Raw genomic sequence first — 20,044 nt, forward strand, 5'->3', positions numbered from 1 at the left:
GTCAGGCCCCGGCCCGCGCGGCGAGCTCCGCGTCGAGCGCCTCGCGCTCGTCGAACACGAACAGGTCGCCGTCCCAGTGCGCGCCGCCCTGCGCGGCGAACCACCCGAGGATCCCGCCCTCGAGCTGGTACGCGTCGACGCCCTCGTCGCGCAGGTACAGCGCCGCCTTCTCGCAGCGGATGCCGCCGGTGCAGAAGCTCACCACGGTCTTTCCCTCGAGCTCGTCGCGGTGGGAGTCCGCGGCATCCGGGAACTGCGTGAACCTCTCGATGCGCCAATCCTTCGCGCCGGCGAAGGTGCCGTAGTCGACCTCGAAGGCGTTGCGCGTGTCGACGAGCACGACCTCGCGACCCGCGTCGTCGACGCCCGAATCGAGCCAGCGGCGCAGGGTGTCGGGGGTGACGGCGGGCGCCCGACCGTCCTGGGGGCGCACCTCGGGCCGGTCCATGCGGATGATCTCGCGCTTGACCTTCACGAGCAGCTTGCCGAAGGGCACGGCACCCGACCAGCTCTCCTTCGTCTGCAGGGCGGCGAAGCGCGCGTCGGCGCGCAGGGCGTCGACGAAGCCGCGCACCGCGGTGGGGGTACCCGCGAGGAAGAGGTTGATGCCCTCCTCGGCCAGCAGGATCGTCCCGCGCAGCCCCGCGGCGCCCGCCCGCTCGCGCAGCACGACCCGCAGGGCGGCCGGGTCGTCGATGCGCGTGAACAGGTACGCCGAGACGTTGAGGACGGATGCCATGACCTCCACGATACGAAAGCCGAGCGGTGTCAGCCGACGGCGCAGGCGTCAAGCCGGGAAACGCGGCGCGCGCATCGCCTAGCGTGAAAGCACTCGTCCCCGGGAGGACCCCCGCTGTGCCCACCCCCGCCGCACCCGCCTCGGCCACCGTCTCCGTCGTCATCCCCGTGCGAAACGACGGCCCGCATCTCTGGCGCTGCCTACGCGCTCTCGCCGCGCAGACCCTCGCCCCCACCGAGATCGTCGTGGTCGACAACGACTCGAGCGACGACAGCGCCGAGATCGCCCGCGCGGCCGGGGCACGCGTCGTCTTCTGCGGCGAGCGCGGCATCCCCGCCGCCGCGGCCGCCGGCTACGACGCCGCGCGCGGCGACCTGATCCTGCGGCTCGACGCCGACAGCCTCCCCTCCCCGCAGTGGGTGCGGTCGATGGTCGACGCCCTCGCCGATCCCGAGACGGATGCCGTGACCGGCGGCGCCGTGTTCCACGACGGTCCTGCGCGGGGCCGTGTCGGCCTGGCGCGGGCCTTCCTCGGCACCTATGCCGCGTTCGCGACCCCCGCTCTCGGACACGTTCCGCTGTGGGGCTCGAACATGGCGTTCCGCCGCAGCGCCTGGGATGCGGTGCGCGGCGACGTGCACCTCGATCCTGAACTTCACGACGACCTCGATCTGGCGTACCACCTCGGCCGGGCCCACCGGATCCGCCGGGTGTCGGGCGAGCACATGCGCGTGTCGTCGCGCACGGTGGAGCCCGGCCGGTTCGTCCGGTGCTTCCGCCGCGGGGCGGGCACCGTGTTCGCGCACTGGCCGGGCGACGTGCCGCCCGTGCGCTGGTGGCGGCTCGCGCGCGAGCGCCGCGACGGGGCGGGGGCGCGGTCGTGACCGGCGTGTTGTTCGGCGAGGTCGACGCGCCCGACCTGCACGTGATGAGCTTCAACATCCGCCGGCGGTTCGACCGCATCACGTGGCCGCCCGCCGACCGGTGGCCCCTGCGCAAGCAGCGCCTGCGCACCTTCCTCGAGGCCAACCGCCCGCACCTGCTCGGCACGCAGGAGGCGATGCCCGACCAGGCGCAGTGGGTGCAGTCCGCGCTCGGGTCGAACTACGGCCGCATCGGACTCGGTCGGGGTCCGCGCCTCGACGGCGAGGGCACTCCCCTGTTCTACGACCGCGACCGCCTCGAGGTCGAGAGCTGGGAGCAGGTCGCCCTCTCCGACACCCCGCACACCCCGGCATCCACCGGATGGGGCAACACGATCCCGCGCATCGCGGTGATCGCCCAGATGCGCGATCGCGCGACCGACGCGCGCTTCACGTTCGTCAACACGCACTTCGACGCGTTCTCGCGCCGGGCCCGCCGCCGCTCGGCGACGTGGCTGCACGACCTCGTCGCCGCCCGCACACGCCCGCTGCTGTTCACCGCCGACGTCAACGCCCACGTCCGCTCGGCGGAGCTGTCCGACATGTTCGCCGACGGCCTGCTCGTCGACACGTGGTCGTACGCGCCGGCCCGCCGCACGGCGAAGTGGGGCACGTTCAACAACTACGCCAGCCCGCGCGTGGGCGCGCGCCGCATCGACGCCCTGCTCGCGACCCCCGACGTGGGAGTCCGTGCGGTGGGCATCGACCCGCGCCCGACCGGCACGCAGTGGCCCAGCGATCACCTGCCGGTGCAGGCGGTCGTGCGCATCCATCCGGTGGCGACCCCGTGACGGGCGGATGCCGATGATCCGGGCGATGTACGCCAACCTCAAGCGGCCGCCGCGCAGCGCCACCGACTGGCTGGCCGACGTCGTGCGCGCGGTGGCGATCGTGATCGTCATCGTGTCGCTGTTCACCCTGCCGTTCACCGACTTCGCCGTGCTGTCGATGTCGCTGCCGGCGGTGATGCTCTCGCGCATGATCGGCCTGCGCTCGGGACTCGACCTCGTCACGTGCGTCACCGTGTTCGTCGCCGCGGGAAGCAACGTCATCGACCTGTACCGCGCGTGGACCGGGTGGGACCTGATCGTCCATGCCGTCTGCACGGGCGTGCTCGCCGCCGTCGCCCTGGTGCTGCTCGACGACGCGCGCGTGATCGAGCCGACCGGCCGTCGCCGCACGCCCATCGTCGTCGCCACGATGGCGGGTCTCGCCCTGAGCGCCGTGTGGGAGATGGTCGAGTGGTTCGGCTACCGCTTCATCACCGACGCGATCTTCGTCACCTACGACGACACGATCGGCGACATGATCGCGGGAGGCGCGGGCGCGCTGCTGCTGGGCGTCGTGGCATCCCGGTTCCGCCTGACGCGCGCGGACCGCGCGGCGCTGTAGACGTCGCGGTCAGCGACCGCGCGTCTCGCGCTCCGGCCCCGTCGTCACCGCGATGACGACACCGCCGACGACGAGCGCGACGGCGAGAAGCCCCACCAGACCCGGGAGGATGATCGTCGGGGCCTCGGGGGCTGCGCTCGGGTCGTCGATGAACGGGCCGATCTCATCGAGCCACGTGCCGTAGGCCGTACCCCACGCCACGAGCAGCCCGATCATGAGCACGCCGATGCCCGCCGTCACGATCCCCCACACAGGTCCTCTCATGACGGCAGCTTCGCAGACGGTCGCGCGACATCCCGGCATCCGGATGCCGCGTCGCCATGCCGAGGACGAGTGTGAGCGGAACCGTCATCGCGATGTCGGCCACGGTGTCGATCCCGTGGAACGGCACGTTGACGAGCGCACCGGGCGTGGAAGAACACCGGCGACACCCGCACTTGCGGATGCCGCCGGCCCCTTCACGCTGATCTCAGACGCGTCCCGCCACGTCGCGGCCGACGAGGTCGCCGTCGGGGTTCGGCTCGCTGAGCTGCTCGCCGGGAGCCGTCGACCCCTCGAGCGGCGGGAGCCCGGCTTCGACGCGGGAGCCGATCTCGGCATCCACGTTCTTCCAGTACTGCACGGCGCGGTCGCGCACGTCGGCGCGGGTCACTCCCCCGACGTGGCCGGTGATCGTCTCGACCAGGCGGTCGCGCTGCTCGGCCGACATCACCTCTCGCACGAGGGTTCCGGCCTGACCCCAGTCGTCGTCCTCCGGGTGCAGGGTCGCGGCCGAGCGCACGAGCTCGCCGTCGCTCTGCCACCCGCCGTGCCCGGCGCGCTGCGGCTCGGCCGCGGGACCGCCCACCGAGTTCGGCGCGTAGACCGGCACCTCGGGCGGGTTGTACTCGTAGCGCATCGCGCCTTCCTTCGAGTACGAGTGCACTTCGGTGTGCGGGCGGTTGACCGGCAGCTGCTGGTAGTTCGTTCCCACGCGGTACCGGTGCGCGTCGGCGTAGCTGAAGATGCGCGCCTGCAGCATCTTGTCGGGGCTGCCGTCGATGCCGGGCACGAAGTTCGACGGCTCGAACGCCGCCTGCTCGATCTCGGCGAAGTAGTTGCCCGGGTTGCGGTTGAGCTCCATGGTGCCGACCTCGATCTCGGGGTAGTCGCTGTGCGGCCACACCTTCGTCAGGTCGAACGGGTTGAAGCGGTACGTCTTGGCATCGTCGTAGGGCATGATCTGCACCTTGAGCGTCCACGTGGGGAACTCCTGCCGCTCGATCGCGGCGTACAGGTCGCGGATGTGGAAGTCGGCGTCCTGCCCCGCGATCTGGTCGGCCTCGTCCTGCGTGAGGGTCTTGTGACCGAGGTCGGTGTGGAAGTGGTACTTCACCCAGAACCGCTCGCCCTCGGCGTTGATCCACTGGTAGGTGTGCGAGCCGTAGCCGTTCATGTGCCGCCACGACGCCGGGATGCCGCGGTCGCCCATGAGCCAGGTGACCTGGTGCGCGCTCTCGGGAGACAGCGTCCAGAAATCCCACTGCATCGTGTTGTCGCGCAGGTGGCTGCCGGGCAGGCGCTTCTGCGAGCGGATGAAGTCGGGGAATTTGATGCCGTCCTTCACGAAGAAGACGGGGGTGTTGTTGCCGACCAGGTCGTAGTTGCCCTCGGTCGTGTAGAACTTCAGCGAGAAACCGCGCGGGTCGCGCCAGGTGTCGGGGCTGCCCTGCTCGCCGGCGACCGACGAGAAGCGCGCGAGCATCTCGGTCTCGACCCCGGGCTGGAAGAGCGCCGCGCGCGTGTACGCCGACACGTCGCCGGTGGTGCGGAAGGTGCCGAACGCCCCGCCGCCCTTGGCGTGGACCACGCGCTCGGGGACGCGCTCGCGATTGAACTGCGCGAGCTTCTCGATCAGGTAGTGGTCGGTGAGCGCGATGGAGCCGTCGGCCCCCACGCTCTGGGAGTGCTCGTCGCTGGCGACGGGAGCTCCGTTGTTCTGGGTGGACGGCTCGGTCATGGCTCTCCTCGCATCTCGGGCCGCGGGGGCGACCCGTCTCCGACGCTACGCACGACCTCCGACATCGAAGAGGCATTGCGGATCTCCCCCGGGCGACGTACCGTCCCGCGGCTGTCAATCCCCCGAAGCCCGCTCCCGCTGCTCGACAGCATGGGCGCACACCAACGGAAGGAAGCGTCATGTCGAAGGATCTGTCGAAGGGCGACCGCGTCAGCTGGGACACCCCTCAGGGCCGCACCCAGGGTGAGGTCGTGGAGAAGAAGACGAAGGATTTCCAGCACGACGGCCAGAAGTTCACGGCATCCGACGACGACCCGGCCTACATCGTGAAGTCGGAGAAGACCGACGCGACCGCCGCGCACAAGGGCTCGGCGCTGAACAAGCTGAAGAGCTGAGCCAGGTCCCTGAGCCTGTCGAAGGGACCGGAACCAACGCGAAACCGGCGGCCCGCCCAGGTCCCTGAGCCTGTCGAAGGGACCGCAACCCACGGGAACCGGTGGCTTCGACAAGCTCAGCCACCTCCGCCACCCAGGTCCCTGAGCCAGTCGAAGGGACCGCAACCCACGGGAACCGGTGGCTTCGACAAGCTCAGCCACCTCCGCCACCCAGGTCCCTGAGCCTGTCGAAGGGACCGCAACCCACGGGAACCGGTGGCTTCGACAAGCTCAGCCACCTCCGCCACCCAGGTCCCTGAGCCAGTTGAAGGGACCGCAACCCATGGGAACCGGTGGCTTCGACAAGCTCAGCCACCTCCGCCACCCAGGTCCCTGAGCCAGTCGAAGGGACCGCAACCCACGGGAACCGGTGGCTTCGACAAGCTCAGCCACCTCCGAACCCAGGTCCCTGAGCCTGTCGAAGGGACCGGAACCGACAAGCTCAGCCACCTCCCCGCGCCCTACCCCTGCCCGTCGCGCCGCTTGCGCATCTGCGCCAGCGCGAGACTCAGCCGGTGGTTGCCGGCCAGCACGTCCTCGTGCCGTTCGAGGAATGCCCAGTACGCGTCGGTGAAGACCGAGTCCTTGGCCTCCTGCGCGGAGGGCCACCACGACCCCATCTTCTGCAGGTACGCGCCGCCCGAGACGTACGGCTTGGTCGCGACGAACCCGCCGTCGGCGAACTGGCTCATGCCCATGACGTTGGGCACCATGACCCAGTCGTACGCGTCGACGAACAGCGCGAGGAACCAGTCGTTGACCCGCCGGGGCGCGTAGCCCTGCAGCAGGAACCAGTTGCCGAGCACCATCAGACGTTCGATGTGGTGCGCATAGCCCCACTCGTGCACGCGTTCCAGGACCGTGCGCACGGGGATCGGCAGGTCACTCGGCATCCGCTCACCCGAGTACCAGTACTTCTCGATCCTCTTCTCGAGGTGCAGCGCGTTGACGTGCTCGAGCTTCGGGTGCGCCCGGTACATGCCGCGCATGTACTCGCGCCATCCGATCACCTGACGGATGAACCCCTCGACGGATGCCAGGGGCGCATCGGTCCGCGTGGCTGCGGCGACCACTTCTTCGACGGTGAGCAGGCCGATGTTGAGCATCGGCGAGATGATCGCGTGGAAGAGGAACGGCTCGTCGGCCTTCATCGCGTCTTCGTAGCGGCCGAAGTCGTGCAGGCGCTCGGCGACGAAGACGTCGAGCCAGTCGCGGGAGTCCGCGGGAGTCACGGGGAGCCAGAAGTCGGCCGCGCTGCCGGGGTGCTCGGGGTAACGCTCGTCGACCTCGGCGATCACCGCGCGGGTGATCTCGTCGTGCTCGAGCTGCGGCAGCGGGGGGATCTCAATCCCCTTCTTCGGCAGCGCCTTGCGGTTGTCGGCGTCGAAGTTCCAGCGACGCCCCGCCGGCGTGCCGCCGTCCATCAGGATGCCGGTGCGCCGGCGCTGCCAGTGGTAGAAGTCCTCCATGAGCGGCGTCGGATGCTCGGAGAACCAGGCGTCGACGTCGTCTTCGGGGGTGAGGAAGAGTCCGTCCGACAGCACGTCGGTCTCGACGTCGTGCGCTTGGCAGATGCGCGCGATGCGCTCGTCGACGGGGCGGTTGGGGTCGCTCATCCACGTCAGCTCGGTGACCCGGTGCTTTTTCATCAGCTTCTCGAGCCCGGCCTTGAAGGTGAAGTCGTCGTCGAGCGTGATGCGACGCACGGTCTTGCCCTCGGCCTCGAGACGTGCAGCGGTGTGCCGCATCGCCGAGACGAGCAGCACGATCTTGTGGCGGTGGTACGGGAGCTTGGCGAAGCGGGGCGCCGACTCGATGAAGAAGAATTCCTCGATGCCGTCGTCGGCGTACGCGGGGTGCTCGTCGAACTGCTGCGTCGCGAGGATCAGGGCGGCCCTCATGCGTGACGCCTCTGGGCGGCCGCTTTCGCCCGGCAGCCCCGCGAGCAGTAGAGCACCTGGTCCCACTGGTCGCGTCCGCTCCAGCGCTTGCGGTCGGTGAAGGGCCGTCCGCAGTAGGCGCAGGGCTTGGAGCGGACCTCGGGTCGTGACATGCCGTCATCGTCGCAAAGCGGGCATCCGGCATCCGGGGGCTTGCGCTGCACAGCACACGGGTGCGCGCAAGGCCCGCGCGCGGAGGCGGCGGATCGTGGTCGGGTGTCGGCATGGACACCACACACGACCGCAGCAACGACACCGCCGACGAGCCCGATGAGCTCGAGACGGCCGATGCGCCCGTCATCCCCGACACCACCGACGACGACGATGCGCCCGTCGACAACCCTTCGGGCGGATGACCTCGCGGCACGGCGCGGCCGCGAGGTCCGCGCCGTGCTCAGTCGGTCAGGTCGAAGGTCTGCTTCTCGCCCCCGCGCGGCCGGTCGCCGGTGACCTTCGAGGTGACGAGGGCGATCGCGGTGGCGAGACGTCCGCCGACGCTCCCCCAGTACTCGCCGGTGAGGGTCGAGACCTTCAGCAGCGTGACACCCGGCGACTCGGGGCCGTCGGGGAACCATGCCTCGACCGTGGTCGACCACAGCTCCTTCAACTTCGCGAGGTCGTCGACCACTTCGGCCTCTCCCGCGAGCGACAGCCACGTGCCGTCGGTGCTGAAAGACAGCCCGACCTTGGGGTCGCGCCGCACGTGTTCGACAGCCGAGGCGTGGGTGCCGACGATGAACCAGAGGTCGCCGTCCGACTCCTTCTCCTGCACGGTCAGCGGGTGCGCGTGCAGTGCGCCGTTTTCGGCGCGGGTGGTGACCATGGCGAAGCGGAACTTCTTGAGCAGGTCGTTGAGCGTCTCGAGCTCGGTGGCGGTGGATGACATGGGGCTCCCCCTCGTTTCGTGGACCTTCAGCCCACCGCCTCCTCGCGTCCGGCGCTACGCGTTGACGCCGTCGCCGCCGTCTGCTCTCGGCGGCGCGATCGTGTCGAGTTCGTCGAGTGCCTCTTCGGCGCGGCCCACGCGCGCCGCGACCTCGTCGTCCCACCATCGCGGCCCGCGCTCCCCCAGCCCGTGCTTGGCCAGGCCCACCCGGCGCCTCGCGGCCGCCACCGCCTCGTCGTCGCCGGCCCTCTTCGCGGTGCCGACCGCCGACCGTGCGCGACCCAGGTGCGAGCGCAGGCGCTCGGCGATCGGCGCGGGCAGGGCGGGGTCGGTGCGACGCCACCGCCGTCCGTCGATCACCAGCCATCGGTCGTCGTCGTCTGCGGATGCCATGTGCCCAGTGCAGCGCAGCGACCGTCCCCGCGACATCGCCCGGGCGTTTCGCAGACTTCCGTGCTACGGTGAGGCTATTCGTTCTGGGACTTGCTTCATCGACGCCCGCCTCATCGCTGAGATGCCGGGCGCACGGCGCCGAGCCGTTTACGAAGGCAATCCCTCCCTCAATCATCGCGTGCACCGCTTGATGGCATCCGCCACCGCATCGCACTCGCGGAAAGTTTCTGTGTCCCTGCTTCACCCTTCGCCACTCGCGTGGCGCCAGGCCGATCTCGACGTGTTCGTCGCGATGGCCGGATCCGACTACGCCGGTTTCGTCGGCGCGGCCACCTCGGGCTATGAAGCCCAAGGTCCGCTCGGCGAGAATCTCGGCGTCCACGCGTCCGTCGTGGCGGCTCAGGCCGCCGTCGACGGGCATCGCGTACGCGACACCTTCCCGGTGTTGCGGCGTCCCCGTCCGCTCCGCATGCGTCGGAGCGGCGCCCACGGCCGCGTCTGCGGCCCAACATGAATAAAGGAAGAACACGATGGCCACTGGCACCGTGAAATGGTTCAACTCCGAAAAGGGCTACGGCTTCATCGCTCCCGATGACGGCTCGGCCGACCTGTTCGCGCACTTCAGCGCGATCCAGGGCAACGGCTTCAAGGAGCTCGCAGAGGCCCAGAAGGTCGAGTTCGACGCTGAGCAGGGCCCCAAGGGCATGCAGGCTGCGAACATTCGCCCCCTCTGAGCATCGCTCCGCACCGCGAGGGCCGGTGCGTCGCTGACGCGACGCGCCGGCCTTCGCCGTTCGAGGCCGGAAAGCCGGGTGCGTCGCTTCGGCGACGCCCCGGCTTTCGTCGTCTTTCCGCGGGTTTTCACGGTCGCGGACGAACGCTCGCGTTTCCGTTTCCCGTGAGCCTCCTGGACGTGTGCTCGTATGCCGAGCCCTCCATACATCGCCCGATAATGTGGGCCCGAGCCGCGGAAGCCGCCCTGGCTCGAGAACCTGGTCACCCCCGATCCGAGGAGCAGAGCATCGCTTCCACCATCGTCGAGTCCCGCCTCGGCCCCGTTCGTCAGACGTACTCCGGCACGAAGGAGTTCCCCCCGCTCACGAAGGCCTACACGGAGCTGTCTCAGGTCGTCCGTGAGAGCGGACTCCTCGTGCGCACGCCGGTCTTCTACTCCGTCGTCGCCGGAGCGATCGTGCTCGGCTTCGCCGGGTGCGTGACCGCCTTCATCCTGCTCGGCGACAGCTGGTTCCAGCTGATCGTCGCGGCGGTGCTCGGCATCCTGTTCACGCAGGTCGCCTTCCTCGCCCACGAGGCCGCGCACCGCCAGATCTTCGCCTCCGGTCCCGCCAACGACCGACTCGGACTGCTCATCGGCAACGGCATCGTCGGCATGAGCCGCTCGTGGTGGGCGTCGAAGCACACGCGTCACCACGCCAACCCCAACCGCGTCGACAAAGACCCCGACATCGAGATCGACACGATCTCGTTCCTCGACGTCGACGCGGCCAAGGCCCGCGGCGTCCAGCGCTGGATCACCCAGCGCCAGGGCTACCTGTTCTTCCCCCTGCTGGCGTTCGAGGGCATCAACCTCTACGTCCTCGCCTTCCGCCACCTGTTCTCGCGCGGCGAGGTCAAGGGCCGCTGGGGCGAGATCGCGCTGCTGACGCTGCGTCACGCCCTCTTCATCGCGCCGATCTTCATCTTCCTGCCGGTGGGTCTCGCGTTCGCGTTCTTCGGCGTCTCGGTCGCGGTCTTCGGCATCTACATGGGCGCGTCCTTCGCTCCCAACCACAAGGGCATGCCGATCATCGAGCCCGGAGCCAAGCTCGACTTCTTCAGCAAGCAGGTGCGCACCTCGCGCAACGTCTCCGGCGGCTGGTGGGCCACGTGGCTCATGGGCGGTCTGAACTACCAGATCGAGCACCACCTGTTCCCGAACATGCCGCGCCCGCACCTCAGCAAGGCCCGCGCCATCGTCCGCGAGCAGTGCGCGACGCTGGACGTCCCCTACGTCGAGACGACCCTGTTCCAGTCGTACGGCATCGTCATCGCGTATCTGAACCGTGTGGGCCTCGCCGCCCGCGACCCGTTCGACTGCCCGCTGACCTCACCCACCCGGCAACTGAACGTCGAGTGAGATCGTTCGACGGCGCCGCACCCGAAAGGGGCGGCGCCGTCGTCGTTTCATCCCCGCGCGTCGGCCATCGGTTCGGGGCACTCGCCCCCGGCATCCGTCGCCTTCTCGAAGTGCCAGCGCTCGTTGGCGTAGGTCTGGCACAGGCCCCATTCGCGGCCGTGTTCGATGATCCACAGCTGCGCGTCGAGCGATCCGATGTCGACGGCGTTGCCCGTGACATGGCTCGAGCCCTCGGGTGAGGCGACGTACTGCCGCGCGATCGCCTCGGTGCCGTAGGTGCGGATCGCGTCGCCGAGCAGCCAGCGCTGGTAGTCGGCACTGCGCCACCCGCTGGTGACGTCGAACACGACCCCGTCGTCCGCGGCCGCCGCCTGTGCGGAGCGCAGCGCCTCGCGCAGCTCGCCGTCGAGTCCGGTCATCGCCGGATGACGCTCGTCGTCGACCGTGAGCGGCGACTCGGCCGGGATCATGCCGTCGGCCTCGGCGGGGGCGAACGGCGCGTGGGCGGCGACCCCCGCCGCGAACGACGAGGCGGTGCTCGCCGCGAGCAGGGCGGCCAGCACGGTCAGGGCGACCGCGATCGCTGCGGCGATCGCGAGCAGAGCGAGTCGCCGACGGGAGGGTGAGGGGATGAGGGATGCCGAAGGAGCCATGACCCCAGTCGAGCGGGAGCCGCGTTGCCACGGCGTATGGCCGCGACCATACGGCGGCGATAACCCGGTCGGGACCGCTTTCAGTCGCGCGAGACCTCGTGCAGCACGACGTCGCGCACCGCACCGCCGTCGAGCGTGGCGGTCATCAGCGTGCACGCCGGCTGCCGTCGTCGGTCGGTCGGCGAACCGGGGTTGAGAAGACGCAGGCCGTTCGGGGTCACGGCGTCCCACGGGATGTGACTGTGCCCGAACACGAGCAGGTCGGTGTCGGGGTACGCGGCATCCATCCTCTTCTCGCGCCCGGTCGCCGCCCCCGTCTCGTGCACGACCGCCACCCGCACCCCGTCGATCTCGGCGCGGGCGACCTCGGGCAGACGCGGACGCAGATCGTCGCCGTCGTTGTTGCCCCACACTCCGAGCACGGGGCCGAGCGTTTCGAGTTCGTCGAGCACGCTCGCGCTCACCCAGTCGCCCGCGTGCACGATGAGGTCGACTCCGGATGCCGCGTGCCGGACCGCCTCGGGAAGCACGCGCGCCCGCTTCGGCACGTGCGTGTCGGCCACGAGGAGCAGTCTGGTCGCCATGTCTCCACGCTACCCACGCGAGTGGGGATGCGCGCCGGGCATACGTCGGCGATATGCCGCCCCGCCTACGATGACGGGATGCGCGTGCTGATCGTCGAGGACGAACCCTTCCTCGCCGAGGCGATCCGCGACGGGCTCCGCCTCGAAGCGATCGCCGCCGACATCGCCGGCGACGGCGACACCGCGCTCGAGCTGCTGGGGTACACCTCCTACGACGTCGTGGTGCTCGACCGCGACATCCCGGGGCCGAACGGCGACGAGATCGCCCGCCACCTCAGCGCGCAGCCCGCCGCCCCGCGCGTGCTCATGCTGACCGCCGCCGACCGCCTCGACGACAAGGCGAGCGGTTTCGAGAGCGGCGCCGACGACTACCTGACCAAGCCCTTCGTGCTGCGCGAGCTCGTGATGCGCCTGCACGCCCTTGCCCGCCGCCCCGCGGCCTCGACCCCGCCGGTGCTCGAGCAGCACGGCATCCGTCTCGATCCCTTCCGCCGCGAGGTCTACCGCGACGGGAGATACGTCTCGCTCACCCGCAAGCAGTTCGCGGTGCTACAGGTGCTCATGGGAGCGGGCGGCGGCGTCGTCAGCGCCGAGAACCTGCTCGAGCGCGCGTGGGACGAGAACGCCGACCCGTTCACCAATGCGGTGCGCATCACGATCTCGACGCTGCGCAAGCGCCTCGGTGAGCCGTGGCTGATCCAGACGGTCGCGGGAGTGGGCTACCGCATGGGGCTCGCCGATGCGTGAGCGCGCCGCGGGACTCTCGATCCGCCTCAAACTCACGCTGAGCTACGCGGCGTTCGTCGTGATCGTGGGGATCGCGGTGTTCGTCGTCGGGTTCCTCGTGCTGCGGTTCGTGCCCGACGGCAACCTGTACTCCGAGAGCGGGACGTTCACGCCCGGTCGGGGCGATCTGATCGACGTGTTCGTCCGGTACGCCTGGTACGCGGTGCTCGCCCTCGCCGTCATCGGCCTCGGCGGCGGATGGGTCGTCTCGGGGCTCATGCTGCGGCCCCTGCACCGCATCACCGATGCCGCGCGCGCCGTGCGCGGCGGAGACCTGGCCCACCGCGTCGCTCTGCCCGGGCGTCGCGACGAGCTGACCGAGCTCGCCGACACCTTCGACGCGATGCTCGCGCGGGTCGAGCTGACCCTCGACGAACAGCAGCGGTTCGCCGCCAACGCCTCGCACGAGCTGCGCACCCCGCACGCGACGATGCGCACGCTGCTCGAGGTGGCGCGCGCCGATCCCGACGGCATCGACCTCGAGCGCCTGCTGCACCGGCTCGACCTCACCAACGAACGCGCGATCCGTCTGACCGAGGCCCTCCTGGCCCTCGCCCGCTCGACCCGCGCGGGCGAGCTCTCGCGCGAGCCGGTCGACGTCGACGCCGTCATCGCCGCGGTCGCCGACGAGGCGCGCCCCGACGCCGACGCCGCGCGACTCGACCTCGTTGTGCTCCCGGGCACCGGCGGCATCGCGCGCGTCGACGAGACGTTGATGCGTCAGGCCGTCGCGAACCTCGTGCGCAACGCGCTCGTGCACAACATCGACGGCGGGTGGGTGCGCGTGACCGTGACCGGGAGCGACGACGAGGTGATCGTCGACGTCGACAACTCGGGCGAGGTGCTCTCGCGAGAACTCGTGGCCACCCTGCCCGAGCCGTTCGTGCGCGGCGCGGGACGCACGCGCGGGCGCGCCGACGGCACGGGACTCGGGCTCGCGATCGTCGCCTCGATCGCCCGCGCGCACGGCGGGCACCTCGAGCTGTGGCCCGGCGATGCCGGAGGGCTGCGCGCCCGGCTGCGCCTGCCGCGCTGACCCCCCCTCCGCTCCGGCGGCGTGATCCCCCTCGCCGGCGTCGGCCCCACGCCGGGAAGCGGGCGCGAGGCGACGCGCCACTCAGCGCCGGCCTCACGCCGAGCAGCGGGCGCCAGACCGACGCCCGGCTCAGCGCCGAGCGATCAGCCGGATCACGAGGACGACGACCGTGCCGATCAGGGCGCCGAGGGTGTTGGACGCCACGTCGTCGGCATCCGGAACCCGACCCGGGATCAGCGTCTGCGCGATCTCGACGGTGAGCGACACGGCGGCTCCCACGAGAACGGATGCCGGCGCCCACCGCAGCGGCAGCAGAAGGGCGACGGCGGCTCCCAGCGGAACGAAGAACAGGACGTTGAGCGCCACGTCGGCGCCCGCACCGAACAGCAGGGCGCTCCCCCACGGCGGGAGATGATCGAGGGCGTCGAGCACCAGCGTCCGCGCCGGCCACGCGATCGTGCGCGGAGCGAGGGTCAGGGCGGCCACGGCGGCCAGCACGGCGCCGGCGACCAGCAGGCGCGGGGCGGAGAAGACGGAAGCGGATCGATCGGACACGGTGACCTCCAGGGTGCGGAGATCCCATCCCACCGACCCGCCTGTTGTCCCGACGTCTCGCGACCGCGATACACGGACGATACGTCGCCGCGCGGCCCGCAGAATGGAGGCGTGTCCTCTTCGCGTCGCTCCCCCGCCCTCGCCCTGCTCCTCGACATCGTGCTGGTCGTCGTCTTCGCGGCGATCGGGCGGGCGACCCACGACGGCGACGTGCTGGGCCCGTTCGGTTCCGGACTCGCCACCACCGCGTGGCCCTTCGTCGCGGCGCTGCTGATCGGGTGGCTCGTCACGCGCGCGTGGCGTCGGCCGACGGCCGTGATGCGCACGGGTCTGCCGGTGTGGGCGATCACCGTCGCGCTCGGCATGGTGCTGCGTGCGCTCAGCGGTCAGGGCGTGGCGGTGGCGTTCATCATCGTCGCGACGATCACCCTCGCGGTGTTCCTGCTCGGGTGGCGCGGCATCGCGCGTCTCGCGGCGCGGCGACGTCGGGCCTGACGCGCGTCGCTCGTCCGCGCGACCGCCGCTCCGGCCTCAGTCGGCGAGCGTGACGTCGACCTGGATCTCGGCGGCGAGGCGCTCGAGCTCGGCCACCAGGTCGTCGACCTCGACGTCGGCGGCCACCGTCGCCGTGATCGACGCCTCGAACAGGCGCCCGCCGGCCATCGCGGCATCCGTCGTCTGCGTCGACATGCGCTCGATGCTCGCCCCGTGCGCGCTGAGCGCCGCCGACACCTCGCGGACGATGCCCGGCCGATCGTTGCCGACCACGTCGAAGGTGACCGAGCGCGGCGCCGCGTCGGCGAGCGAGCCGCTGCCCGCGTGCACCGTGACGGTGAGGGTGCCCGCGAGCCCCTCGAGGGCGGCGCGCAGGTCGTCGGCGCGCTCAGGCGTCACCGATACCTCGACGATGCCGGCGAACGCGCCCGCCAGTTCGGCGAGTTCGCTGTTCTCCCAGTTGCCGCCGTGGGCGTCGACGATGTCGGCGACCGCGGACACGAGGCCCGCGCGGTCATCGCCGACGACGGTGAGGACGAGGGTGGTCATGGCGACAGCGTACCCACGGCCGCGCTGATACCGTGAGGTTTCCGATCCGACAGGAGGTGACCGCATGATCGCGTCGATCATCGCAACGATCAACCTCCTGCTCGCGTTCGCCGAGCTGTCGCTCACCCCCGGTTCCGACGCCCCGCTGCTGGCGGTCGTGCTGGCCGCCGCGGTCGTCGTCACGGTCGCGGTCGTGCTGCTCGTCGTGCCCGGGCTCGTGGCATCCGCCCCTCGGCCCTCGCCGCGTCCGATCGACCCCTCCGCGCTGGTGGCGCAGAGCGATCCGGATGCCGCGGGGCACCCGCGCCCGCGCGCTCCGGGGCTCGCGATCCCGGTCGCGTAGCCCGCCGTCCGCCGCCCTCGCGGCATCCGGTGCCCTCACGCGACCACCGGTCGTTCGTGCGCGCTCGCGCCGGCGACCGGTCCTGCCGTGATCGCCGCACCGATTGGACGCCCCGTTGGACCTCTTCGCCTTCCCTCCCCTCGCCCTTCTCCTCGACCTGACCACCCGAGCCCTGCTCGCCCTCACCACCGCGCTCGAACCCGTCACCGCGGGGGCGGCCGCCGCTGTGGCGGTGGTCGTCGTGACGCTGCTCGTGCGCCTCGTGCTGATCCCCGTCGGGGTCTCGCAGGCCCGCGCCGAGCAGACCCGTGCCCGTCTCGCTCCGCGCCTGCGCGCCCTGCAGCAGCGGTGGAAGGGCAACACCGAACGCCTGCAGCGCGAGACGATGCAGCTGTACCGCGACGAGGGGGCGTCGCCGGTGGCGGGATGCCTGCCTCTGCTGGCCCAGGCCCCTGTGGTGGGGCTGCTCTACGCCGTCTTCCTGCACCCGACCGTGGGCGGCCAGGCCAACGCCCTGCTCGCACACGATCTGCTGGGCGCACCGCTCGGGCGAAGCCTCGTGGCCGCCGTCACGACCGGGACCGCGGATGCCGGGACCCTGGCAGTCTTCGCGGTGCTGGTGGCCGTCATCGTCGCCGCCGCCGAGCTGACCCGTCGTCTGCTGCGGCCGGCGGTCGACCCGGCCGCCCCCGCGTGGACGACGCCCCTCTTCGGCGCGCTGCAGTTCACGACGGCGGTGGTGGCGCTGTTCGTGCCTCTCGCCGCCGCGCTCTACCTCACGGTGACGACGGTGTGGACGCTCGTGCAGCGGGTGGTGCTCAGGCGGCGGTACCCGCTGCCGGCGTGAGCGCCGAGCGGGCGTCCCACCGCTTCGACCACGACGCGTTCACCGCGGCCATCGCGAGCACCAGCAGCGCGGCCGCGGCCGGGAAGAGCAGCGCGGTCTCGACCGAGTCGTTCTCGGCGACCGCTCCGGTGACCGCCGACGACAGTGCCTGGGCGAGCGTGAGGGCCGACGCGAGGATCGTCATCGTCGAGGCGGTGCGCCCGCGCGGCGCGCGGTGGCCGGCGAGGCTGAACAACGTCACGAGCGAGGGGCCGACGCCGATGCCCATCAGGCACAGCACCAGCGTCACCGTCTGCACCGATCCGCCGACCGAGTACGCCCCCGCCGACGCGGTGAGGATCGCGGCGAACACCACCAGGCGCCAACGCAAAACGAACCGCTCGGGGATCACCGCGACGGCGAGGGCCAGCACAGCCGAGCCGACGCCCATGACGCCGTACAGCAACGCGCCCGCCTCGGGAGCGCCCTGCGCCTCCATGAACGCGGTCAGCGAGGTGAGGGTCGACCCGAAGAACAGCCCGACACCGAAGACGGCCGCCACCAGCACGAGCATGCGCGGGTGGAGCAGTTCGCGGAACGGCGCCATCGCGGTGCGCTCCGACCGCTCCGGGACCGCCCGCCCGGTGGGGTGCAGCGCGAAGGCCGTGACGAAGACGAAACTCAACAGGGCGGCGCCCGCGATGGGAGCCCACGGTGCGATGAGCGCCGCCAGCACACCGACCACGAACGGGCCGATCACGAAGGCCGTCTCGTCCGCCGCCGACTCGTACGCCATCGCCCGCGAGAAGGTGCGCTCGCGACGCGTGGGGTGCACGCGATCGCCGATGAGGGCCATGACGCGACTGCGCGACATCGCCGCCGTCTGCGGGCCGGTGAGGCCGATCGCGGCGGCCGCCCCCAGCAGCAGCGCCTCGGAGCTCGCGGCCTGCACGACGAGGGGGAAGAGGGCGAGCAGGATGCCGTTCGCCAGCCCCACGGGCACGAGCACGCGCCGCTGCCCGAAGCGGTCGGCGAGGTCGCCGAGCACGGGGCCCGCGACGACGACGCCGAGGCCGACGGCGGCGGCGGTCAGGCCGCCGAGGGCGACCGAACCGCGCTCGGCGACGACGATGGCCAGCACCCCCACCGTCATCATCGCGAACGGCAGACGGGCGATGAAGGCGACGGGGAAATACCAGAACCCCGTGTGGTGGATCAGGGAGCGGTGGGCGACGGCCGGGGAGGCGGGTGGGCGTGCGGGCGCAGACATGGAGCGGTCTCTCGGAGGCGATGGAACGTGCCGCCTTGCCGGGTCCGGTAGGTAGTTGCACAGCGTGCGGCGGGCGAACCCGCTCGACGATTCTACCGCGGGGCGCTGAAGAGCGCCCGGGAAGCTCAGCTCACGAGGGCGGCGATCGCCGCGATCACGGATGCCAGGGCCAGCACCAGCGCGACGGCGATGAGCACCGTGTGCACGATCAGGAACGGCGTCGGCTTTCCGGCGGCGTCCCGCGCGCGCGGGTCTTTCGCGATGCGCGGGTAGAAGCGGGGCCAGACGACGGCGTTGAACACGGCGTTGGCGAAGAGCAGCACGATCAGCAGGGGTTCCACGCGTCGAGCCTACGCGCGGGTGCCTTCTCGGCCGGCCCTCACGCGGCACACGCGATGCACCGACGCGCGAACGGGCGCACCTCGAGCCGGGCGTCGGCGATCGGTCGGCCGCACACCTCGCACACCCCGAAGGTTCCGGAGGCCACGCGCTCGCGCGCCGCGCGGATCTCGGCCCGCTCGGCCTCGGCGCCGCGCCGCAGCGCGTCGACCTGCGCCCACTCCCCCGACAGCGTCGAGCCCTCGGGGTCGTGCTCGTCGTCGGCGGTGCCGTCGGCGCGGTCGTGGCGGAGGCTCTCCTCGTCGTCGTGCAACCGCGCGAGACGGTGCTCCACCTCGCGCTCGAGGTGGTCGAGCATGCGCCCCGCGGTCACGGCATCCATGCTTCGACGCTAGCCCCCACCACCGACACCGGCGCTGCGGCAGGATCGGCTTATGAGCGAGCTTCGACGACACTGGACCCCGACCGCTGTGGTGTTCCTCGCACTCGCGGTCGCGGGACTCATCGGCACCTGGACCTTCAACGTCTTCGCGATCGTGCAGATGCGCGACTTCATCGGAGACCTCGTCACGAGCGGGCCGGCGGTGTCGTCGATCACCGTCGATCTGCTGGTCGTCGCGATCGCCGGCAGCGTGTTCATCATCGTCGAGGCGCGCCGGCTCGGCATGCGCTTCGCGTGGCTGTACATCGTGCTGTCGGGGATCACGGCGTTCGCGTTCACGTTCCCGCTGTTCCTCGCGATGCGGCAGCGGCACCTGACCGCGCGGCGGTCCTCCCCCACCCACCCCGCGTGAGAGGTCGCTTCTTGTCGCCTCAGAGGGGCTGCAAGCGACAGAAGATGACCCCTCACGCGAGGGCGTCGGGCTCAGCGCGAGGCGAGACCCGCGCGCAGTCCCTCGACCAGCGGAGTCGTCGGGCGACCGATGATGCGGGCGAGCGACCCGTCGGTCTCCGACAGCGCCCCGCGTGCGATCGCGTCGTCGATGCCCGCGACGAAGGCCGCGGTCCCGGCGTCGAGCCCCGCGGCCTCGAGTCCGGCGGTCAGCTGCGCGAGCGAGACGCGCGTGTAGGTGACAGGGCGACCGAGCACCTCGGTCGCTGCGGCCGCGAGCTCGTCGTACGTCCACGCGACGTCTCCGCCGATCTCGATCGTCTGTCCCGCCAGGTCGTCGGTGGTCAGCGCGACGGCGGCGGCCTCGGCGTAGTCGCGACGGCTGGCGCTCGCCACCCGCGCGTCACCCACGGCGGCGACGATCTCGCCGGTGTCGGCCGCGCGCGCCACGGAGTCGAGGTAGTTCTCGGTGTACCAGTTGTTGCGCAGGATCGTGGCGCTCACGCCGGAGGCGGCGATCGCCTGCTCGGTCGCCTTGTGGTCGGCGCCGAGCGCGTAGTCCACCTCGTCGACGCGCGGGGCGCTGGTGTACACGAGACGCTCGATGCCGGCCGCGCGTGCGGCGTCGATGACGTTGCGGTGGCCCGAGACGCGGTCGGCGTCGGTGCCCGAGATGAGCAGCACGCGCGTGACGCCCTCGAGGGCGGAGGCGAGCGTCTCGGGGCGGGCGTAGTCGAGCTCGACCACGTTCACCCCGCTGTCGGCGAGGTCGGCGGCCTTGGCCGGCGTGCGGACGCCGGCGACGATGTCGGATGCCGCGACGCCGCGCTCGCGCAGGGCGTCGACGACGAGGCGGCCGAGGTGGCCGGTGGCGGCGGTGACGAGAATGGTCATGGGGTGGTCCTTTCGACGGGTTCCGCCGGTGCAACCGCC

29 protein-coding genes are annotated in these 20,044 nt (G+C 71.2%); 14 read left to right on the forward strand and 15 right to left on the reverse strand.

What is annotated here, in order from left to right; genetic code table 11:
• Nucleotide 1: 1 nt before the first annotated feature.
• Complete coding sequence (locus ABXS86_RS04040) at nucleotides 2–739, reverse strand: sulfurtransferase (RefSeq protein WP_353665699.1); 738 nt, start codon at nucleotides 737–739, stop codon at nucleotides 2–4.
• Nucleotides 740–855: 116 nt separating this feature from the next.
• Here ABXS86_RS04040 and ABXS86_RS04045 point away from each other — a divergent pair, with 116 nt between their 5' ends.
• Genes ABXS86_RS04045 through ABXS86_RS04055 form a run of 3 tightly spaced genes read left to right on the forward strand, consistent with a single transcriptional unit; the run spans nucleotide 856 to nucleotide 3,054 of the window.
• Nucleotides 856–1,623, forward strand: a complete 768-nt coding sequence (locus ABXS86_RS04045; protein ID WP_353665700.1) for a glycosyltransferase family 2 protein — start codon at nucleotides 856–858, stop codon at nucleotides 1,621–1,623.
• The gene (locus ABXS86_RS04050) at nucleotides 1,620–2,453 is read left to right on the forward strand and encodes an endonuclease/exonuclease/phosphatase family protein (protein WP_353665701.1); all 834 of its coding nucleotides are present in this window, start codon (nucleotides 1,620–1,622) and stop codon (nucleotides 2,451–2,453) included. Before ABXS86_RS04045 ends, ABXS86_RS04050 begins: the two co-directional genes overlap by 4 nt.
• A gap of 25 nt (nucleotides 2,454–2,478) precedes the next feature.
• Complete coding sequence (locus ABXS86_RS04055; RefSeq protein ID WP_353665702.1) at nucleotides 2,479–3,054, forward strand: hypothetical protein; 576 nt, start codon at nucleotides 2,479–2,481, stop codon at nucleotides 3,052–3,054.
• A 9-nt stretch (nucleotides 3,055–3,063) separates the two neighbouring features.
• Here the strand turns inward: ABXS86_RS04055 and ABXS86_RS04060 are convergent, their stop codons facing one another.
• Complete coding sequence (locus ABXS86_RS04060) at nucleotides 3,064–3,318, reverse strand: hypothetical protein (RefSeq protein ID WP_353665703.1); 255 nt, start codon at nucleotides 3,316–3,318, stop codon at nucleotides 3,064–3,066.
• Between the two features lie 205 nt (nucleotides 3,319–3,523).
• Nucleotides 3,524–5,053: a catalase gene (locus ABXS86_RS04065; RefSeq protein ID WP_307210567.1), complete on the reverse strand. Its 1,530-nt coding sequence runs from the start codon at nucleotides 5,051–5,053 to the stop codon at nucleotides 3,524–3,526.
• A 179-nt stretch (nucleotides 5,054–5,232) separates the two neighbouring features.
• Here ABXS86_RS04065 and ABXS86_RS04070 point away from each other — a divergent pair, with 179 nt between their 5' ends.
• Nucleotides 5,233–5,448 carry a DUF2945 domain-containing protein gene (locus ABXS86_RS04070; protein ID WP_154095812.1) on the forward strand — a complete coding sequence of 72 codons (216 nt, stop codon included), beginning with the start codon at nucleotides 5,233–5,235 and terminating at the stop codon, nucleotides 5,446–5,448.
• Nucleotides 5,449–5,948: 500 nt separating this feature from the next.
• On the opposite strand, the gene ABXS86_RS04075 is transcribed toward ABXS86_RS04070, so the two are convergent.
• A complete protein-coding gene (locus tag ABXS86_RS04075) occupies nucleotides 5,949–7,388 on the reverse strand; it encodes a cryptochrome/photolyase family protein (protein WP_353665704.1) in 1,440 nt (479 codons plus the stop codon).
• A complete protein-coding gene (locus ABXS86_RS04080) occupies nucleotides 7,385–7,540 on the reverse strand; it encodes a DUF2256 domain-containing protein (protein ID WP_144827823.1) in 156 nt (51 codons plus the stop codon). Before ABXS86_RS04080 ends, ABXS86_RS04075 begins: the two co-directional genes overlap by 4 nt.
• A 111-nt stretch (nucleotides 7,541–7,651) precedes the next feature.
• Here ABXS86_RS04080 and ABXS86_RS04085 point away from each other — a divergent pair, with 111 nt between their 5' ends.
• Nucleotides 7,652–7,783, forward strand: coding sequence for a hypothetical protein (locus tag ABXS86_RS04085; protein ID WP_260979653.1), 132 nt, complete (start codon nucleotides 7,652–7,654; stop codon nucleotides 7,781–7,783).
• A 38-nt stretch (nucleotides 7,784–7,821) separates the two neighbouring features.
• Here ABXS86_RS04085 and ABXS86_RS04090 read toward each other — a convergent pair whose 3' ends face one another.
• Both ABXS86_RS04090 and ABXS86_RS04095 read right to left on the reverse strand, forming a co-directional pair.
• Nucleotides 7,822–8,313 (reverse strand): pyridoxamine 5'-phosphate oxidase family protein, encoded by a 492-nt coding sequence (locus tag ABXS86_RS04090; protein WP_353665705.1) that lies wholly within the window; start codon nucleotides 8,311–8,313, stop codon nucleotides 7,822–7,824.
• Between the two features lie 54 nt (nucleotides 8,314–8,367).
• Nucleotides 8,368–8,706, reverse strand: coding sequence for a biopolymer transporter Tol (locus ABXS86_RS04095; protein ID WP_353665706.1), 339 nt, complete (start codon nucleotides 8,704–8,706; stop codon nucleotides 8,368–8,370).
• Nucleotides 8,707–8,935: 229 nt separating this feature from the next.
• On the opposite strand from ABXS86_RS04095, the gene ABXS86_RS04100 reads away from it, so the two are divergent.
• From ABXS86_RS04100 to ABXS86_RS04110, 3 genes are all read left to right on the forward strand, one after another.
• Nucleotides 8,936–9,220 carry a hypothetical protein gene (locus ABXS86_RS04100; RefSeq protein WP_353665707.1) on the forward strand — a complete coding sequence of 95 codons (285 nt, stop codon included), beginning with the start codon at nucleotides 8,936–8,938 and terminating at the stop codon, nucleotides 9,218–9,220.
• Nucleotides 9,221–9,236: 16 nt separating this feature from the next.
• On the forward strand, nucleotides 9,237–9,440 hold the full coding sequence (locus tag ABXS86_RS04105) for a cold-shock protein (protein WP_094733682.1): 204 nt from the start codon (nucleotides 9,237–9,239) through the stop codon (nucleotides 9,438–9,440).
• Between the two features lie 218 nt (nucleotides 9,441–9,658).
• A complete protein-coding gene (locus ABXS86_RS04110; protein WP_353665708.1) occupies nucleotides 9,659–10,843 on the forward strand; it encodes a fatty acid desaturase family protein in 1,185 nt (394 codons plus the stop codon).
• Between the two features lie 47 nt (nucleotides 10,844–10,890).
• Here ABXS86_RS04110 and ABXS86_RS04115 read toward each other — a convergent pair whose 3' ends face one another.
• Entirely contained in the window at nucleotides 10,891–11,496 is a 606-nt protein-coding gene (locus ABXS86_RS04115; RefSeq protein WP_353665709.1) for a M15 family metallopeptidase, read from the reverse strand.
• Nucleotides 11,497–11,576: 80 nt separating this feature from the next.
• Nucleotides 11,577–12,080, reverse strand: a complete 504-nt coding sequence (locus tag ABXS86_RS04120) for a metallophosphoesterase family protein (protein ID WP_353665710.1) — start codon at nucleotides 12,078–12,080, stop codon at nucleotides 11,577–11,579.
• A gap of 78 nt (nucleotides 12,081–12,158) precedes the next feature.
• On the opposite strand from ABXS86_RS04120, the gene ABXS86_RS04125 reads away from it, so the two are divergent.
• Nucleotides 12,159–12,827, forward strand: a complete 669-nt coding sequence (locus tag ABXS86_RS04125) for a response regulator transcription factor (protein ID WP_353665711.1) — start codon at nucleotides 12,159–12,161, stop codon at nucleotides 12,825–12,827.
• The gene (locus ABXS86_RS04130) at nucleotides 12,820–13,902 is read left to right on the forward strand and encodes a sensor histidine kinase (RefSeq protein WP_353665712.1); all 1,083 of its coding nucleotides are present in this window, start codon (nucleotides 12,820–12,822) and stop codon (nucleotides 13,900–13,902) included. The genes ABXS86_RS04125 and ABXS86_RS04130 overlap by 8 nt, the downstream gene beginning before the upstream one ends.
• Nucleotides 13,903–14,031: 129 nt before the next feature.
• Here ABXS86_RS04130 and ABXS86_RS04135 read toward each other — a convergent pair whose 3' ends face one another.
• Nucleotides 14,032–14,457 carry a VanZ family protein gene (locus tag ABXS86_RS04135; RefSeq protein ID WP_230704473.1) on the reverse strand — a complete coding sequence of 142 codons (426 nt, stop codon included), beginning with the start codon at nucleotides 14,455–14,457 and terminating at the stop codon, nucleotides 14,032–14,034.
• 111 nt (nucleotides 14,458–14,568) lie between these two features.
• Here ABXS86_RS04135 and ABXS86_RS04140 point away from each other — a divergent pair, with 111 nt between their 5' ends.
• Entirely contained in the window at nucleotides 14,569–14,952 is a 384-nt protein-coding gene (locus tag ABXS86_RS04140; protein ID WP_353665713.1) for a DUF3054 domain-containing protein, read from the forward strand.
• Nucleotides 14,953–14,988: 36 nt separating this feature from the next.
• Here ABXS86_RS04140 and ABXS86_RS04145 read toward each other — a convergent pair whose 3' ends face one another.
• The gene (locus ABXS86_RS04145; RefSeq protein ID WP_353665714.1) at nucleotides 14,989–15,501 is read right to left on the reverse strand and encodes a glycine cleavage system protein R; all 513 of its coding nucleotides are present in this window, start codon (nucleotides 15,499–15,501) and stop codon (nucleotides 14,989–14,991) included.
• A gap of 64 nt (nucleotides 15,502–15,565) precedes the next feature.
• Between ABXS86_RS04145 and ABXS86_RS04150 the strand changes: the two genes are divergently transcribed.
• On the forward strand, nucleotides 15,566–15,844 hold the full coding sequence (locus ABXS86_RS04150) for a DUF6412 domain-containing protein (RefSeq protein ID WP_144827854.1): 279 nt from the start codon (nucleotides 15,566–15,568) through the stop codon (nucleotides 15,842–15,844).
• A gap of 115 nt (nucleotides 15,845–15,959) precedes the next feature.
• Nucleotides 15,960–16,691, forward strand: coding sequence for a YidC/Oxa1 family membrane protein insertase (locus tag ABXS86_RS04155; protein ID WP_144827856.1), 732 nt, complete (start codon nucleotides 15,960–15,962; stop codon nucleotides 16,689–16,691).
• On the opposite strand, the gene ABXS86_RS04160 is transcribed toward ABXS86_RS04155, so the two are convergent.
• From ABXS86_RS04160 to ABXS86_RS04170, 3 genes are all read right to left on the reverse strand, one after another.
• Nucleotides 16,663–17,940, reverse strand: coding sequence for an MFS transporter (locus ABXS86_RS04160; RefSeq protein ID WP_353665715.1), 1,278 nt, complete (start codon nucleotides 17,938–17,940; stop codon nucleotides 16,663–16,665). The genes ABXS86_RS04155 and ABXS86_RS04160 overlap by 29 nt on opposite strands.
• A gap of 125 nt (nucleotides 17,941–18,065) precedes the next feature.
• Nucleotides 18,066–18,281, reverse strand: coding sequence for an SCO4848 family membrane protein (locus tag ABXS86_RS04165; protein ID WP_144827862.1), 216 nt, complete (start codon nucleotides 18,279–18,281; stop codon nucleotides 18,066–18,068).
• A gap of 38 nt (nucleotides 18,282–18,319) precedes the next feature.
• A complete protein-coding gene (locus tag ABXS86_RS04170) occupies nucleotides 18,320–18,661 on the reverse strand; it encodes a TraR/DksA family transcriptional regulator (protein ID WP_307210515.1) in 342 nt (113 codons plus the stop codon).
• A 52-nt stretch (nucleotides 18,662–18,713) separates the two neighbouring features.
• Between ABXS86_RS04170 and ABXS86_RS04175 the strand changes: the two genes are divergently transcribed.
• Nucleotides 18,714–19,073: a DUF2834 domain-containing protein gene (locus tag ABXS86_RS04175; protein WP_353665716.1), complete on the forward strand. Its 360-nt coding sequence runs from the start codon at nucleotides 18,714–18,716 to the stop codon at nucleotides 19,071–19,073.
• Between the two features lie 71 nt (nucleotides 19,074–19,144).
• Here ABXS86_RS04175 and ABXS86_RS04180 read toward each other — a convergent pair whose 3' ends face one another.
• Entirely contained in the window at nucleotides 19,145–20,005 is an 861-nt protein-coding gene (locus ABXS86_RS04180; RefSeq protein ID WP_353665717.1) for an SDR family oxidoreductase, read from the reverse strand.
• Between the last annotated feature and the right edge of the window lie 39 nt (nucleotides 20,006–20,044).

Source organism: Microbacterium sp. che218, assembly GCF_040436305.1.
GTDB classification, from domain to species: Bacteria; Actinomycetota; Actinomycetes; order Actinomycetales; family Microbacteriaceae; genus Microbacterium; species Microbacterium algihabitans.